Below are 15,806 nucleotides of genomic sequence, written 5' to 3' on the forward strand. Positions count from 1 at the left end.
CTCAAGGTAAAATTATGAATAATCCAGGATATTTATGGATACTGCGGAATTTTGGCAGTCATTTCAAGATACTTTACCAGCCTTAGTTAAAGGCGTGATATTGATCTTGATTGCGTGGTTAGTTGCTGTACTAGTCAAAAATGTTGTTACCAAGGGATTCAAGAAAATCAAACTGGATGAACGGTTAGTTAAGTGGAAGATGTTCACTAGTACTGAACAAGCAGATAATTTGCTAGATTCATTGGGCAAGATCTGTTATTACTTAATTTGGCTGGTTTTCTTGCCGGGTATCTTCACGACTTTCGGACTTAATTCGATCGCCTCACCGATCACAGATATGATGAATTATATTTTACAATATCTACCTAACATCTTATTGGCAGCTGTGATCTTAACTATTGGGATCCTCGTAGCTAAATTAGTCAAAAACTTAGTCTACAATTTGGCAAGCACTTTGAAAGTTGATCATTACGTTGACAAATTTGTCGGAACTTCAAAAGATGAAGAAAACAAAGAATCAATTGCTAAGTCTTTAGCAATGATTTGTTACTTACTTGTTTTGCTTCCAATTGCAGTCGTTGCTCTAGAAGCGCTTAAGATCTCCACGATCACTAAACCGATCGTAACTGTTTTAAATAGCATTTTAAGTGCTATCCCTAACATTTTAGTGGCAGCGATCTTGCTAACTGTCGGAATCGTGATCGCGAAAGTTGCCGGTAATTTAGTCACAAGTTTGTTAGAAAATACTGGTATCGACAAAATGTCAGAAAACCTTTATCCAAAAGAGAAAGTACCTGCTGCTAAGATCTCCAAGATCTTGGGCCAGATCGTCGCAGTTGTCGTTGGGCTCTTCTTCGTAGTCGAAGCGCTGGGAGCCTTGAAGTTCAAAGTTCTCGACCACGTTGGTGAAGCGATCATTGGTTATTTGCCGAACTTGTTGTTTGCTGTGATCATTTTGGGTCTCGGCTTCTTTGGCGGACAATTTGTCGGCAAGATGCTTACAAATGCTACTAAAAACAAATGGCTCGGGCTCATTATTCAAGTTGTCTTTGGCATCTTCGCAGTTTTCATGGCATTAGACCAATTAGACTTTGCCAACAGTATCGTAAATATTGCTTTCTTATTTATTGTTGGTGGACTTTCAGTGGCCTTCGCCGTTGCTTTCGGATTGGGCGGCCGCGATTTTGCCCATCATCAATTAGAGAAATTAGATAAGAAATTAGACGATGAAGGCAAGGATAAAGAAGAATAGAGTGTAGCGTGGTGCTTAGAAGGTGAGCACTAACGGGCTGCTGGACTATAATGCGTTTTGCAGCATTATGGTATGGCAGCTGGTTAGGCACAGCCTGCTGCCACGCGGAACTCGACTAAAAACCAGCAACATCTCTTTTTGCAGAGACATGTTGCTGGTTTTTCTATATTCAAAAGCGCAGCATAAACCTGAGCTTTTATTATTTTGATTTACTTCTTCTGTTGCGGCTTAGGTTCTAGTCTCTTACCGACTTCTTTCAAGTATTTCGTCAGATCATCTTTGATCTCCGGATTTTCCAGACCAAACTGAATTGCAGTCTTTAAATATCCAAACTTATTTCCGACATCAAAACGCTAACCAGTAAATTCATGAGCAAAGACACGCTGTGTTGCATTTAGGCGATCGATTGCATCAGTCAACTGTATTTCGTGATCTTTTCCTGGCTTTTGGGTCTCTAAGAGATCAAAAATTTCAGGTGTTAGTAAATAACGGCCAATAATTGCCAGCTCCGATGGAGCATCTTTTGGTGCAGGCTTTTCTACGAAACTTTTAACATCATACAGGCCGTGATCTAATTCAGAAATGGGCTCAATTATCCCATAATCTTTGGTTTTGGCATGGGGGACCCGCATGACTGCCAGAGTCGAAGCATGTGTTTTGTCATAACGATCGATCAATTGCTTACTTTGTCCCTCATTAAATCATCACCAAGCATAACAACAAACGGTTCATTATCAATAAAATCGCGAGCCCTCAAGACAGCATCGCCCAAACCATTCGGATGAGGCTGCCGAATGAAAAACAGGTTGATATTGGTCGTTTCTTGGACTAATTTCAATAAATGCGACTTGCCTTTTTCTTTCAAGTTGGCCTCTAGTTCTGGATTTGAATCGAAGTGATTTTCAATTGGCTGTTTTCCTTTCCCAGTCACGATCAAAATATCTTCGATCCCAGAATCGATTGCTTCTTTAACAATAAATTCAATTGTCGGGCGGTCAATGATCGGCAACATTTCTTTTGGCATCGCCTTTGTCGCAGGAAGAAAACGAGTTCCTAAACCTGCAGCAAGAATAACAGCTTTGCGTACTTTCATACAAAAACTCCTTTCAACAATTAGAACAGAGTAAGGACTACTCTTAAAACTTTAATTTTATACGTTACCTGTCAACACACTCAGTGTAACGCAAGTTGACTACCAGTTTAAACTCAAAAGGTCGTTAGCCAAAAACCGGCGCTGAACGTTTAACTAAATTTGCAAAAGGAACAATAAAAAAAGGCGCACTATGCTTAATAAGCGCCCACCTTTTCTTATCGATCGACCATTTTTTGTAAGATCCAAAACATTAACAAATATCCCAGACAAAGACCGATCCCATTGGCCAAAACATCATTCACATCGATCCAGCGATCTGTCATCCCCAGATTATCTAAGATCAACTGAGTGATCTCAATAAATAGACCCACTGCGACTCCGGACCAAATTATTCGTGCACTGCCTGATGGCTTTTTTTGCAACAATGCAATAAAAACTCCGAATGGAAAAGTCATTAAAATGTTGAGATAAAAATCCATGTGCAGCAGTTCAGCAAATGGCAAATAAATAAACGGTGCTTTACCAAGATAGATATAGGGCACCGGATTACTCTTTGGGATCACTAACGGCAATGTCGGCGCAAAACATAGAATTGCCACAGTTGCCAAATAAACAATAAACGCCAGCCAAATAAAACTACGCACCACTTTTTTACTTAGGTTCAAAATACTTGATTCTCTCTTTCCTTACAGCTAAAAAAAGTTTCGTCAGATAAACTAGTGTAAATCACCGCTACAACTGCTCTTAAAACGCCGTTTTTTCGTTAATAGCCTTTTTTCATATCCACTTCATTTCTTGTAAGTGTTCCATCTTTTTTATACTGACATAAATTTTCCTTAAAGATGTGCACAACATCTCGAACATATTCTTGGTATAATCCTGAAACGTGCGGCGTGATGGTCACATTCTTCATGTGCCATAAGGGACTGTCGCTTGGCAACGGCTCAGGGTCTGTCACATCTAAACCCGCTGCATCAACTTGCCCGTCATTTAGCGCTTTGATCAGATCTTCCGTGACTACACTCGGACCACGGCCAATGCTAATGAATAAGGGTGCAGCTGTTAGTTTGACAAAGAAAACAGAATCAAACAAACTACGTGTTTTCCTTGTCAGCGGTAATGTATCCACGATCACGTCAGCATTCAACACAGCAGGGCCGAGTTCATTAATAGCCTCAGTTCGTTCAAAGCCCGTTGCAGGGTGGCCGGAATGATTGACTCCGATCGTTTCCATCTTAAATGCTCGTCCTAACTCAGCCACTCGTGTGCCAATATGCCCAGTTCCAAAAACGGCCAATTTCTTGTCGCTCAAAACCGTGTAATGCGAAGAATCAGGCTTCCAGCTGCTATGTTGTTGATTTTCCACTGCAGTCTTGATTCCACGTAACTGTCCTAATATCAGGCCGAAGACCGTTTCGGCGATTGGTTCAGCGTGAATGCCGCTAACATTTGACAACAAGATTTTTCGTTTTGCCAGCTGCTCTAAGGGATAATAATCAACACCGGCTGAGAAAGCTTGGATCCACTTTAAGTTTGAGCTTGGTAAACTAAAGATCCGTTCCAACACGCCAGGAGCGCTACCCAATATCACTTCAACTTCAGCCAGCCCTCATCCGTCAAATCATCGCGATTGAAAATGAAGTCGTCATCTGTCTGACTGGTCAATTTTGCAAATGTACTATCTGCTCCTTCGTGATTCAAAGCCCCACCTAAAATTAAGACTTTCATCATATCACCCCACTTGTATTTTTCCATTTCAGTTGCGTATATTATACACTACCGTTTTAAACCGTGAAAAATAAAAAGCTAAGAGCTAAGTCCTTCTATTCGTAGAGAGACCGCAAACCCTTGGCTTTCAAATATACTATTGTTTTTCTTTCTTTTCTGGGGCAATCACAAAATGGCTAATATACGGCTCCGAGTTTTCATTATACCCAAATTGGTTGAGCTCATTTTTAGCGGAAGTATTCCAATCAAAGAAATCAATATCAGAATCCCAAACGTTGATCATTAAATATTGTAAATTTTTGCGAGGAACATGCAGAACTAAACTGTAACGCAGGCCAACAGGGACCTCATAACCATTTTCCCATTTTTGCATCAAAGACTCTAACAGCTTGTTCTGGTCTGTCTTTAACGTAAAGTACCGAAACTCAAAATAACCCTCCCAATTTTCCTTGCCGATCTCGTGCTGGGTAACATAATTTAAACCAGAGCCAAAGACTGTTTTTTTATTTGACTTGTCCAGTAACATGAACTTATCCTCATCTGTTACGGACTTCAATAACTTCAAATCTCTATCAGAATATTTGTGCTGTTTGGCACGCAAAACGTCTTCGGGACCTAAAGCCAAACTTATTTTTTCGACATTCATTATAATTTCCCCTTTCCTCTCTGTAACTATAGACTATTATAACATTTTCACTAATAAATGATATTAGCAAAGAAAACATAGCAAGCGACTTATCCCTAATTTTGCACTAAAAAACGTGCAGACCAATGTCCACACGTTCGATAATTTAAGTTCTATTTTTCTGGAATAAATAATTTTGGCGCACGTGCTGCCAGCAGCCACACAATGATCATTGCCGCCAAAGTTTCTGGAACCATGTATGTAGCGTTATAAATCGTGGAATAGGCAAACACAGACTGGCCTTTTGGAGTATATTCTCCATAAAAAACAATTCCTGAAATGACGTTATTAAGATAAGCCATAAATCCGCCCAAAAAGCTAGCAGCTAAGGTATAGCCAAAAATCTGACCCTGTTTCTTTTCACGCAAGGCACCTTGTAACGGTTTGGCAAAGAAACCTGCAAAGCCGACGGTCCCAAAGCAAAAAGCATAATCAAAAAGCACCTGCAGCAGATTTAAAAAATAGCCGCCAAACATTAGTTGAACAACACCGCAGATCGCACCAGCAGTACAGCCCCAAATCGGTCCACGACGCAAAGAAAGGAAAATCAAGGGCAACAAAACTAGTGAGACACTGCCGCCTTGCGGCATTCTGAAGATAACAATATAACTTAAAACGATGGATAAAGCCGACATAATGGCCGTTTCGGTCAAAAGACGAGTATTATTTCGAGATCGGGACATAAGAAAACCTCCTATTTTATAAACAGAGTGCAGCGTGGCGTTTAGAAGGTGAGCACTAACGGACTGCTGTACTATAATGCGCTTTTCTGCATTAGGGTAGAGTAGTTAGTTAGGCACGGCCTTCTGCCACGAGAAACTCAAGTCAGATAACTACGGTAAACCTGTAAAAATAAACATTTGAAAAATTGCTAAAACTAGGATCGATACTAAATAATTCCACCACGGAATTTGGATAACAGAATAATGGGTCCGTGGCTGATTCTCTGCAAAGCCATGTGATGTCATAGCTTCGGCTAAATTTTCAGACCAGTTTAAAGCAGCCAAGATCCCCTTAAATAACAATTGCGGTGACCAGAAATGCAAGGTGATCCCCCGCATTTGGGCACTGACTTTGCTCTTCTGGACCTCACTTCTAATTTTAGGTACAAAGTTTAAGGCCGCTAACATTCCATACACAAAAGTCGTTGGAATATGTGCATTTTGTTCTAAGGAAGCTAAAGTTTCGCTGATAGTTGTCGAAAAGGTAAAAATTGCACCCAAGAATGAATAGGCATAGATCCGCGTTGCTAGTACCCAGGCAAAGTGAATATCATGACCGACTGAAAAATAAGCTAATGAAAACCAAACACCTAACGCCGGCAACAGCGGTAATAAAAATAGCCGTAAATACGAGCGCCAGTTTGCCCGCCGGAATAACATGATCACCAAGCCCACCAAAATTACGAGTACATTCGCCGCAATAACCCGAGTAAATGACAGCTCGACCCCACAAATCAAAACGATCACTAATAAGACTGTTGGATTCATAGACTCGCCTCGTAAGATAACTCTTTTTCGTGCAAACTAATGTGGTAATCAGCATAGTCAGCAACATCTGTTAACTGATGACTGATCATGATCACTGTCTTGTCTTCATTTCTGACTGCCTGTTGTAAAAGCTGCATGATCTTATGAACTGAAACTAAGTCCAAGCCTGTCAATGGTTCGTCTAACAATAAAGTGGGGACTCCCATGATCAGCATCAATAAAATTTGCAGCTTGCGCTTTTGCCCTTCACTCAACATATACACCACGTGATCATCAAAACCGGTCAGACCTAAATCTGCCAATGTATCTCGAACACGTTCTTTAGTCCATGCATGATCATACTGATTATGCAAACTTAACTCTAACTCCTCTGCAACTGTGACCTTGAGAAACTGGCTGATCGGTTCCTGAAAAACTAAAGCAACATGGCGACTATAATCTTTGACCTTAAGTTTAGCGATCTCATTATTTTCCCAAGTTAGCGAGCCCTGATAATCTTGCAACTTAGTCAAAGAATTAAACAAGGTGGATTTGCCCACTCCGTTTGGCCCAGTAAAAACTGTCAAATGATGCTTCATCAATTCAAAATTAGCCTGCTTAAGCAAAACCTTTTGATGTCCCGTAGAAAAGTCACGCAGCTTGAATTCTGCAGTATCCGTTTGATCCGGCAAACTGATCGAAATTTGCTGATGACGGTTTTGTTCAAATGACAAAAACCGTTGCTGCATTTCGGCTTCAGTGGCGAGGTGGATCTGTTTTTGTGTCGGTTCCATGACATATAAATAGTCCGCTAATTGCTGATAATCCGACAGATCATGGTCGGCAATGATCACTGTTTTACCACGATTGGAAACCAGTTGTTTCAACCGATGCAGTAAAAAATTTCGTGCCTCGGGGTCAACATTAGCAAATGGCTCATCCAAGAGGATCGTATCAGCATCAAGTGCCAAAATGATGGCCAAGGCAACTTTTTGCTGCTCTCCACCAGAAAGTGAACTAAACTCACGGTCCGCAAATTCGCTGATCCCAGTAAAATCAAAAGCCTGCGTTATTCGTTGATCCATTTGCTCAGGTGCGATCCGCATATTTTCAAGTGTAAAAATCAGTTCTTGACGAGGAGTCGGCATGGCAAATTGTTCAGCTGGTACTTGAAACAACATGGCAATTTTTTGCGCACGTTTGCTAATATCCATATCAGCTATATTCTCTCCATCAATTAAGATCTGCCCTTTTTGCAAGTGACCTGTATATTGAGGAAAAAGGCCGCACAAAAGGCGTAACAGCGTGGATTTGCCAGAGCCTGAAGGACCGGTCAACACGTTAAAAGTGGCCTGCTGAAAACTCAACTGTTGGTTTTCCAATACCAAAGGCCCCTGTTTGGTATAGCTAAACGTTAAATCGGTAATATCAATATAACTCAAACCAGATTCTCCTTACTTTACTCGGCCCGCAGCATGTGAGAACGTTCCAGCAGAGAAACTACAGCATGCACTAACAAGGCACCAAACAGCCAAATCGACAATAGTCTGGTAAAGAACAAAGCAATGATCATCCAACCATGATAGGCCGCGTATCCCTCTCTAAAGAGATCCCAAGTAAAGGTCACGATCGTCGTGGTCAATGCCGACAAAGACAGACTAAACATATCGTAGCGTTTGTAAGCCGTAAAAGTAAAACCAAGCTCAGAACCGAAACCTTGAACAAAACCAGAGATCAAAGTACTGATCCCCCACTGACCGCCCAAAATAGCTTCGACTGCTGAAGCAAGTATTTCGCCGATAGTAGCGGAACCGACTTTTTGCAATAAGCAAGCAGCTAGAGGAGCAGCCATCGTCCACAAGCCTAAGATCAAATCATTGCCAAAAGGAGCTAGCCCCAACGGTGTCAACAAGGCGGTCAAACCGTTATATAAAAAGACTACCCCAAAATAAATCACTCCTGTTAAAATTGCGGTTAATGTCAGTAAAATAACATCTCGTAAATGCCAAGCATTTGATTTTTGTTCATGCATAATTTTCTCTCCTAACCCTAGGAAGCAACATCAGACATACACGCACCGACCTCACGAAAGAAAATGAACTCACAAATTTATAAATAAAAAAATCTCCTTCAGCATATGCCAAAAGAGATCATGATTATCGTTAACATTCGCAATTTGCGACCAGATAAAAACTGACTCCCTTCGCCGGTATTGACCGTATCAGGTTCAATGGGTGTTTTCTCAGCCTAATGGCACCCCAGATGTCTTATTTAATTGTATTACCAGTTACGATAATATACCTTGTATGCAATAAAAGCAATAAGAAAACGATTTAACTTTTTCGGCTCCGCCCCCGTCTAACTCGAAGAAATAATGACCAACTGAAGGAAAATCTCGCCGACTTTTAGCCGATTTGTCCTAATTGGCTAATACTTCCGCTGACTTCTAGCCGATTTACCCTTAATTGGCTAATACTTCCGCCGACTTCTAGCCGATTTATCTGAATTGGCTAATACTTCCGCTGACTTTTAGCCAATTTGCTCTTCAACTAGATAGAACAGAACCTTGCAAATCTTTATCCACTTGTCCTTCCAATTCAATCACCAAATGACGGCCTAATTTTTAAAGCTGTGAATTGGGGCAGGGATCGTCCCACCACGCTGGATCATTTCGGCCGACGAAGCCTGATTGACGCTCATGACAGGAGCATGACCCAACAAACCACCAAACTCGACGATGTCGCCAACATCTTTGCCAGGAACAGGGATGACTCTCACTGCAGTCGTTTTATTGTTGATCATGCCGATCGCAGCCTCATCAGCAATCATTGCACTGATTGTTGTTGCCGGAGTGTCACCTGGGATGGCGATCATGTCAAGCCCAACAGAACAGACTGCGGTCATTGCTTCTAACTTGTCGATATTCAAATGTCCCGCAGTCACGGCATCGATCATTCCAGCATCCTCTGAAACTGGGATAAATGCACCAGAGAGTCCGCCAACATGACTGCAAGCCATGATGCCTCCCTTTTTGACTGCATCATTTAACAATGCCAAAGCCGCTGTGGTTCCGTGAGTTCCAACACTTTCAAGACCGATCTCTTCTAAAATTTGAGCGACCGAATCCCCCACCGCCGGCGTTGGCGCTAAGGATAAATCGACGATGCCAAATTGAGTGTGTAATTTCTGCGCTGCCAGCGTGCCGACCAACTGCCCCATACGAGTGACCTTGAAAGCTGTCTTCTTAATTGTTTCAGCCACGACATCCATTGATTGCCCTTTGACCTTTTCTAGTGCTGCTTTAACAACACCTGGGCCAGAAACTCCGACATTGATCACAACATCTGGTTCACTGATCCCCTGAAAACCGCCAGCCATAAATGGATTGTCCTCGACTGCGTTACAAAAGACAACCATCTTCGCGTTAGTCATCACATCACGTTTGGAAGCATCCACAATAACTTCGCCCATTTGAGCAACTGCGTCCATATTGATCCCTGAACGCGTTGAGCCGACATTGACCGAGGCACAAACCAATTCAGTCTCCGCTAAAGCTTCTGGTAATGAATTCAATAAAGTATGATCGCCTTGTTGGAAACCTTTTTGAACTAACGCTGAATAACCGCCAATAAAGTCGATGCCGATCGTGTGTGCAGCACGGTCTAATGTTTTAGCGTATTTAACATAATCTTTGTCATGACTAGCAGCTGCGACGATAGCAATTGGAGTGACCGTCACCCTTTTATTAGTGATTGGGATCCCATATTCTGCTTCGATCTGCTGACCGACTTTGACCAAATCACGCACCTTAGTTGTGATCTTATTATAGATTTTGCGACAAGCCGTATCACTGTCGCTGTCGATGCAATCTAATAGCGAGATGGACATGGTGATCGTCCGAACATCCAAATTTTCGTTGGTGATCATATTGACCGTCTCCATGATTTTCTCTGTTTCCATTTCTGCAATCACCTCCATTCTTTATAATTGATGCATGGCACGATAAATTTCTTCGTTACGAATATTGATCTCAACACCCAATTTGGTGCCTAATTCATTCAATTTTGCTGTCAAACTTTGGAAGTCAGTCTCCTGTGGCAAGTCGACCAACATCATCATCGTGAAATCTCCTTCCATGATCGTTTGCGAAACATCTAAAATATTAATTGCGTGTTCTGCCAAATATTGGCTGACACCCGCGATGATACCAACTTTATCCTGTCCGATCGTTGTTAAAATTGCCCGCATCAAATCTCATCCTCTCACTATTCATTTATTCTTTTACTTGGAGCATGAACTCCAAGTAAGATCACTGCCATCACTAAATGCACCACAAAGAAAACTAAAAATGTCTTGCTATACCCTAAAGCAGTAATCAACCAACCGCCAGATAAGGGCCCCAAAGCTCGACCTAATGACCCTGACAGACTACCAAGAGACTGAATCGTTCCGCGATCATTATCCTGCGCATAACGGTTCAATAACATCGGGATCGCTGTCAAAGCTAAGATCTCACCTAATGAAACAAACGTGATCCCCAAAACAAATTGCCAGTAAACATCGGCTCCGACCAATGTCAAATAGGAACAAGCAAAGACCAAAACGCCTAAAATGACCCGCAATTTGTCAGCGCGAAATGTATTTGGAAAAAGTCGCGTAATAAAGGGTTGCATGACCACAATTTCTAGGGTAGAAATTGTAAATAACATACTGTAACGTGAAACAGAGATATCTTGACCAGTCATTAAGACGGAAACGTTACTATTCCACTGCTCATAACAGATCCAGATCACGATCATCGTTACACATACTAGCGTGATCCCCCAAACATTCGCCCGATTGGACTTTTGGGAAACTGCAAGCGGCCGCCCAGAATGTTTTTCGACCGAAAAGTCTCGAAATTTGACCCGAATCAGCAACAGTGTCATGAAAAACAACAGCGCCGAACCGCCAAAAATTAGACGAATGCTGATGTCAAATAACAAACCCGACAGCAGCGTCGCTAAAGCCATCCCAATATTTGCCAACCAATAACCGTTGTTAAAGATGTTCGGGTCATCCTTTTGCAGGAAGGCTAAATAACCGTTCACTGCGGAATTTAAAATACCCAAACCTAAGCCATACAAAACTAATAAGAAGGGATAAAGCGGCCAGACGGGAAAGACGGTCAACAACAGCAATGCTATAACCTGGATCGTTCCGCCTAAATACATCGTCTTTTTTTGGTGCCAGTTATCAAACAAACGCCCACCCAACAAGTTGCCAAGTGTCATCGCACCAGAAAAACCTAGTAAGACATAGCCCGCCACGACCAAACTTTTGTGGAGAGAATTATGTACGTATAGCGTCGTGATCGGCATGATCAACCCGATCCCCATATTGACCAGCATATCTGCCAGCAAAACAAATTTATTCTTCACTCATCATGATCTACCTTCCATTACACCTTAAGTGTATGATTTTTGTTAATGTTATCGTACTTACTTATTGATAAATTTGCAATAAGTAAGTACAGTTAATTGAAACAATAACGAAATTAGGAGATGAACAACCATGTTTACATATCAGATCGATGACGAACTCAGTCTAGCTCTCCCGCGTCCGCAAATCGACGCACAACCTTTGTTTGAACTGGTTGAAGAAAGTCGTCCAGATTTAGCAACTTGGCTGCCCTGGGTCCCAGAAATGAAGAGTGTGGCGGATGAAGAAAAGTTTTTAACCACTATGCTTGAACATTTTGGCAATTCCACCTCAGTGAACTTAATCATTCGTTATCACGACCAGCCTGTCGGAATGATCAGTTTCAATCGTTTTTTACAAATGGATCAAAGTACCGAGATCGGTTACTGGCTAGCAACAAAATTCAGCGGCAATAACATCATGCACCGCGCCGTCTTAGCGATGTGTCATTTAGGCTTTGCAGACTATGCTGTCAATAAGATCGAGATCCACGCTGCCACTGACAATCCACGCAGTAACCATGTCGCACAAAAAGCCGGTTTTCATTTGGATGGCACGATCCGAGCAAGCGAACTATTAGCGGACGGTTTCCACGACGGAAACTTGTGGACAATGCTCAAAGATGAATGGAATAAGGAGTAAGTATCATGCTGAATTTAACTGTCAAAATCGAAGAGAACAACACACAGATAACTATACCAGCACATCAATTACAGCTGATGATCACGTCTGACTGTGCAGTTGCAAATTTAAAAGAAGATGGCCTTTGTTTGATCTTTGACGACCGGAAACTTGTTACGATCACTACTCTTCCACTTTCAAAAACAAAAAAGAGTCAGACAATGATCATCATTTCAATGAACGACAATACTCTTAAGCTGGATCATCTGAAATTTAGCTTAGTAAAGTTAGCTGGAAAAAATGAAAAAGCGCCTCAAATTCCGGTTGAATTTGAAGCTGCCGTGAAAAAAAGTTCAAGTTATTGCTTTAATTTTGGCTCAGTTTGGTTATAAGTTAAAAAGCCCTACGCCAAAAAAGCTGGCAAACCACGTCACAAATGGACTAAAGAAATTTCCACGCTCCCCTTTTACCTTGACTATCATGGTGCGACCGCCACAGTCTTTTGGCAAAAACGTTCAGAAATAGTGATCAAATCCGGGGCAAAGCTGCAAACAGAGATCCCCCTCAACAAGGACGGCTCGGTCGGTTTTTCCGCTCGCTTTGCTCAAAAACTACGAATCGAACATGAGAATGAAATTACTGGAAAGCAGACAGTTGCCGATATTGTGTTAAAAAGTCCCAATGAGGTTGGCTTGTTTTTATACTTTGGCGGGACCAACAGTTGGCTGCAACTTAAAGACAAAGACGGCAGAACACTAGATAGCTGGAGTAAGGTCGAATAAAAATATGAAGATTAAAACCACAGCATTTTTATCAGTTGGGGTAATACTTGCCTTAAGCGCAGCACTATTTGTGTATTCAGGCTCATATATTTCCTATGAGCTAAACGATCAGATCAATACTATGCTTGAAAAACAAGATCATACCAAGCTCACCAAGTTAGCGGCAAATAAAAAAACAGCTAATTTGTTAACCAACTTGAGTCCAAAAACTAAATGCAGCAACACTTCTGATCCTCAAGGCGGTACCAGAAACAAGCTGGCATTCGCCACTAACTTGCACCAAAAAACGATCGGTGTTGATATGAAAAAGATAGGCATACTACGGTGGAAAGTGGCTCAGATATATCAGTGACCGTTGGCTATTGATGTATCTGAGAACAAAACTAAAATATGATCATCAATTTAATTACAACAATAAATTATTTTACAAACAAAAAGAGGTAATTTCATGCGGATCAATATCTTACAACACACACCTAATGAAGGTCCAGGTTCCATTTTAGATTGGGCCCAATTACACGGGCATCAAACTTATATTTACCATCCATATCAATTCGGTTATCTGCCGCAGGCATCAGAAACTGACATGCTGGTAATTTTGGGTGGACCAATGAGCCCAAACGATGATTTGACATGGATCAAGGAAGAACGTCACTTGATCCAGCAGTTGCTAAACAATGACACGCCAATGTTTGGAGCTTGCTATGGCGCACAACAAATTACGAAAACCTTGGGCTATCCTGTCATCAAGGCACCAGCTAAGGAAGTCGGTTGGGCGCCCGTTTACCTGCAAGCTAATGTCATTTCTGGTATTCCAGAAAAATTAACAGCCTTGCACTGGCATGAAGAAATGTTTGAGATACCTGCACAAGCTCAACTACTTTTTTCCAGTTCTCATCTCAAGAATCAAGGATTCGTGATGAACCACCGCATTGTTGGCTTGCAATTCCACTTTGAACCGCAAAGTGACAACGTACGCGAGATGGTCGTCAACGACTTCCCCTATATCAAAGGAACTGTGCTTCAACAAACAGCTGCCGATATTTTGAATACCCCAGTACCAGCAGAAAATAAAAATGTGATGTTTAAAATTCTTGATTATATTATGGAAGGAGCCAGTCTTGAATAACCATTTTATTGGAACAAGCCTCAGCAGATCACAAGAATTTTGCCACGATGTCTTGATTTCCCCGCTTTTTTTGCACCTCAATAGTTGCCAGCTGATGCAAAACAGTACCTAAAGAAATTTGCTTCATTTTTTCTTCAACCGTTGTTTGCAAAAGAGCGTAGTCATCTTGCAAAATTTCTTGAATATTCCCCCCTACTACACACTTGGGTTCCGTATTCGTATCCACCTGAAATAGTTCTTTATTATCCAAGCTTTGATAGATATCATAAAAAGAGATCTCATTGACATCTTTGGCAACGGCTGGCTGTGCTCGCCCATTTGTGGTCTTGATCAAGCCGGCATTCCTGAGATTACCCATTATCTTGCGGACGTTAGTGGGATTGGTCTGCACGCTTTCTGCGATATCTTTACTAGATAACCGATCCGTATTTTGAAATATAGCAATATAAGAAATAATATGCACTGTGTCACTAAATTGAATAGAATTTTTCATACGTTTTTTATTCCCCCAGAAAGTTAATTACTATTTCTAATTGCAAATTCTTGACTATTTATCTTTGAGTCTTTATTATAAACCTGTATATTTTAAATATACAGTTATTTATTCTAACAGCCAAAATGAAAGGATGTAACAATATGAGTATTTTAGTGACAGGTGCAACAGGCGGTTTTGGAACTTATGCTTTAGCTGCCTTAAAAAAATTAGTCCCTCAAGATGAGATCTTCGCTTTAGCCAGAAGTGAGGAGAAAGCTGCACAGCTTAGAGAAAACGGCTTCTCTGTTAAAATCGCAACTTACGATGACCCAACATCTTTAGAACAAGCTTTTCATGACATAGATAGATTACTATTCGTATCTAGCAGTGAAATTGGGCGTCAACCACAACATAAAAATGTCATTGATGCTGCCCAAAAAACCGGTATCTCATACATTGCTTACACAAGTTTTGGCAAAGCAGACACATCAACTAGCCCACTGGCACAAGACCACGCATACACTGAAAAGTTGATCCTTGAGTCAGGGATCGACCATACTTTCTTGCGTAATAATTGGTACCTTGAAAACGAAGGCGGCGTAATTACTTCTGCCTTAAAAACTGGTAAGTTTATCCACGCTGGCGGTGAAGGCAAAGCCGGCTGGGGTCTGAAACGTGAATTTGCAGAATTAGCCGCTCGGGCTGTTTCGGGTAAATTTGATTTTCCAAGTATTCTTGAAGTTGGTGGCCCGCTGCTGACCTATCAACAATTAGCCGAAGCTTTAGAAAAAGTATCTGGCAAAAAATTTGACTTCATTACAACTGACGCTGACACGGTTTCACAATTTCTTCAAGATAATGCAGACTTACCTAAAGATGCGGCTGACTTTACTGCTTCCTCACAGGAGATCGTTAAGAGCGGTAGTTTGGCTGTTGAACCTGATGATATGGAAAAATATTTAGGTAAACCATTATCGTCTACACAAGATGCTTTAAAAGAACTTTTTATTAAGTAAAAACAACATTTTTCAGACAAAAAGTGGACTGCAGATAGTAGCTATCTTTACAGTCCGCTTTTTTATTTCGTCGTTTGTAAAATTAAGTTAGAAATA

At 41.3% G+C, this 15,806-nt stretch carries 19 protein-coding genes, 1 pseudogene and 1 riboswitch; of the genes and pseudogenes, 7 read left to right on the top strand and 13 right to left on the bottom strand.

What is annotated here, in order from left to right; genetic code table 11:
* The first annotated feature begins 34 nt into the window (after nt 1-34).
* Nucleotides 35-1,252, top strand: a complete 1,218-nt coding sequence (locus FC65_RS03900) for a mechanosensitive ion channel (RefSeq protein ID WP_056971622.1) — start codon at nt 35-37, stop codon at nt 1,250-1,252.
* A gap of 209 nt (nt 1,253-1,461) precedes the next feature.
* Here FC65_RS03900 and galU read toward each other — a convergent pair.
* The 12 genes and pseudogenes from galU to FC65_RS03955 all read right to left on the bottom strand — a co-directional run bounded on the left by galU (nt 1,462) and on the right by FC65_RS03955 (nt 11,647).
* A pseudogene (galU, locus tag FC65_RS03905) lies at nt 1,462-2,345 on the bottom strand (UTP--glucose-1-phosphate uridylyltransferase GalU).
* Between the two features lie 215 nt (nt 2,346-2,560).
* Nucleotides 2,561-3,010: a VanZ family protein gene (locus FC65_RS03910; protein ID WP_056971623.1), complete on the bottom strand. Its 450-nt coding sequence runs from the start codon at nt 3,008-3,010 to the stop codon at nt 2,561-2,563.
* 98 nt (nt 3,011-3,108) lie between these two features.
* Nucleotides 3,109-3,936: an NAD(P)-dependent oxidoreductase gene (locus FC65_RS03915; protein WP_162257046.1), complete on the bottom strand. Its 828-nt coding sequence runs from the start codon at nt 3,934-3,936 to the stop codon at nt 3,109-3,111.
* Entirely contained in the window at nt 3,933-4,073 is a 141-nt protein-coding gene (locus FC65_RS11790) for a hypothetical protein (RefSeq protein WP_156408569.1), read from the bottom strand. Before FC65_RS11790 ends, FC65_RS03915 begins: the two co-directional genes overlap by 4 nt.
* Before the next feature lie 136 nt (nt 4,074-4,209).
* Complete coding sequence (locus FC65_RS03920; RefSeq protein WP_010497629.1) at nt 4,210-4,719, bottom strand: hypothetical protein; 510 nt, start codon at nt 4,717-4,719, stop codon at nt 4,210-4,212.
* A 152-nt stretch (nt 4,720-4,871) separates the two neighbouring features.
* On the bottom strand, nt 4,872-5,441 hold the full coding sequence (thiT, locus tag FC65_RS03925; RefSeq protein ID WP_056971625.1) for an energy-coupled thiamine transporter ThiT: 570 nt from the start codon (nt 5,439-5,441) through the stop codon (nt 4,872-4,874).
* A gap of 150 nt (nt 5,442-5,591) precedes the next feature.
* Nucleotides 5,592-6,248, bottom strand: a complete 657-nt coding sequence (locus tag FC65_RS03930) for an energy-coupling factor transporter transmembrane component T family protein (RefSeq protein ID WP_056971626.1) — start codon at nt 6,246-6,248, stop codon at nt 5,592-5,594.
* The gene (locus tag FC65_RS03935; protein WP_056971627.1) at nt 6,245-7,669 is read right to left on the bottom strand and encodes an ABC transporter ATP-binding protein; all 1,425 of its coding nucleotides are present in this window, start codon (nt 7,667-7,669) and stop codon (nt 6,245-6,247) included. Before FC65_RS03935 ends, FC65_RS03930 begins: the two co-directional genes overlap by 4 nt.
* A 17-nt stretch (nt 7,670-7,686) precedes the next feature.
* Entirely contained in the window at nt 7,687-8,259 is a 573-nt protein-coding gene (locus FC65_RS03940) for an ECF transporter S component (protein WP_056971628.1), read from the bottom strand.
* 148 nt (nt 8,260-8,407) lie between these two features.
* A riboswitch (TPP riboswitch) is annotated at nt 8,408-8,498 on the bottom strand.
* Nucleotides 8,499-8,843: 345 nt separating this feature from the next.
* The gene (locus FC65_RS03945; protein ID WP_056971629.1) at nt 8,844-10,187 is read right to left on the bottom strand and encodes a PFL family protein; all 1,344 of its coding nucleotides are present in this window, start codon (nt 10,185-10,187) and stop codon (nt 8,844-8,846) included.
* 21 nt (nt 10,188-10,208) lie between these two features.
* A complete protein-coding gene (locus FC65_RS03950) occupies nt 10,209-10,475 on the bottom strand; it encodes an ACT domain-containing protein (protein WP_056971630.1) in 267 nt (88 codons plus the stop codon).
* 17 nt (nt 10,476-10,492) lie between these two features.
* Complete coding sequence (locus tag FC65_RS03955; protein WP_082618990.1) at nt 10,493-11,647, bottom strand: MFS transporter; 1,155 nt, start codon at nt 11,645-11,647, stop codon at nt 10,493-10,495.
* Between the two features lie 133 nt (nt 11,648-11,780).
* On the opposite strand from FC65_RS03955, the gene FC65_RS03960 reads away from it, so the two are divergent.
* The 5 genes from FC65_RS03960 to FC65_RS03980 all read left to right on the top strand — a co-directional run bounded on the left by FC65_RS03960 (nt 11,781) and on the right by FC65_RS03980 (nt 14,219).
* Nucleotides 11,781-12,329 carry a GNAT family N-acetyltransferase gene (locus FC65_RS03960; RefSeq protein WP_056971631.1) on the top strand — a complete coding sequence of 183 codons (549 nt, stop codon included), beginning with the start codon at nt 11,781-11,783 and terminating at the stop codon, nt 12,327-12,329.
* 5 nt (nt 12,330-12,334) lie between these two features.
* Nucleotides 12,335-12,700 carry a hypothetical protein gene (locus FC65_RS03965; RefSeq protein WP_056971632.1) on the top strand — a complete coding sequence of 122 codons (366 nt, stop codon included), beginning with the start codon at nt 12,335-12,337 and terminating at the stop codon, nt 12,698-12,700.
* 132 nt (nt 12,701-12,832) lie between these two features.
* Nucleotides 12,833-13,090, top strand: a complete 258-nt coding sequence (locus tag FC65_RS03970; protein WP_010497656.1) for a hypothetical protein — start codon at nt 12,833-12,835, stop codon at nt 13,088-13,090.
* A 4-nt stretch (nt 13,091-13,094) separates the two neighbouring features.
* Complete coding sequence (locus FC65_RS03975; RefSeq protein WP_010497658.1) at nt 13,095-13,442, top strand: hypothetical protein; 348 nt, start codon at nt 13,095-13,097, stop codon at nt 13,440-13,442.
* A gap of 96 nt (nt 13,443-13,538) precedes the next feature.
* Complete coding sequence (locus FC65_RS03980) at nt 13,539-14,219, top strand: type 1 glutamine amidotransferase (RefSeq protein WP_056971633.1); 681 nt, start codon at nt 13,539-13,541, stop codon at nt 14,217-14,219.
* Between the two features lie 28 nt (nt 14,220-14,247).
* Here the strand turns inward: FC65_RS03980 and FC65_RS03985 are convergent, their stop codons facing one another.
* Nucleotides 14,248-14,712: an Rrf2 family transcriptional regulator gene (locus FC65_RS03985; protein WP_010497662.1), complete on the bottom strand. Its 465-nt coding sequence runs from the start codon at nt 14,710-14,712 to the stop codon at nt 14,248-14,250.
* A gap of 143 nt (nt 14,713-14,855) precedes the next feature.
* Here FC65_RS03985 and FC65_RS03990 point away from each other — a divergent pair, with 143 nt between their 5' ends.
* Nucleotides 14,856-15,710, top strand: coding sequence for an NAD(P)H-binding protein (locus tag FC65_RS03990; RefSeq protein ID WP_056971634.1), 855 nt, complete (start codon nt 14,856-14,858; stop codon nt 15,708-15,710).
* The last annotated feature ends 96 nt before the right edge of the window (nt 15,711-15,806 follow it).

The organism is Ligilactobacillus acidipiscis DSM 15836, assembly GCF_001435755.1.
Lineage (GTDB): Bacteria > Bacillota > Bacilli > Lactobacillales > Lactobacillaceae > Ligilactobacillus > Ligilactobacillus acidipiscis.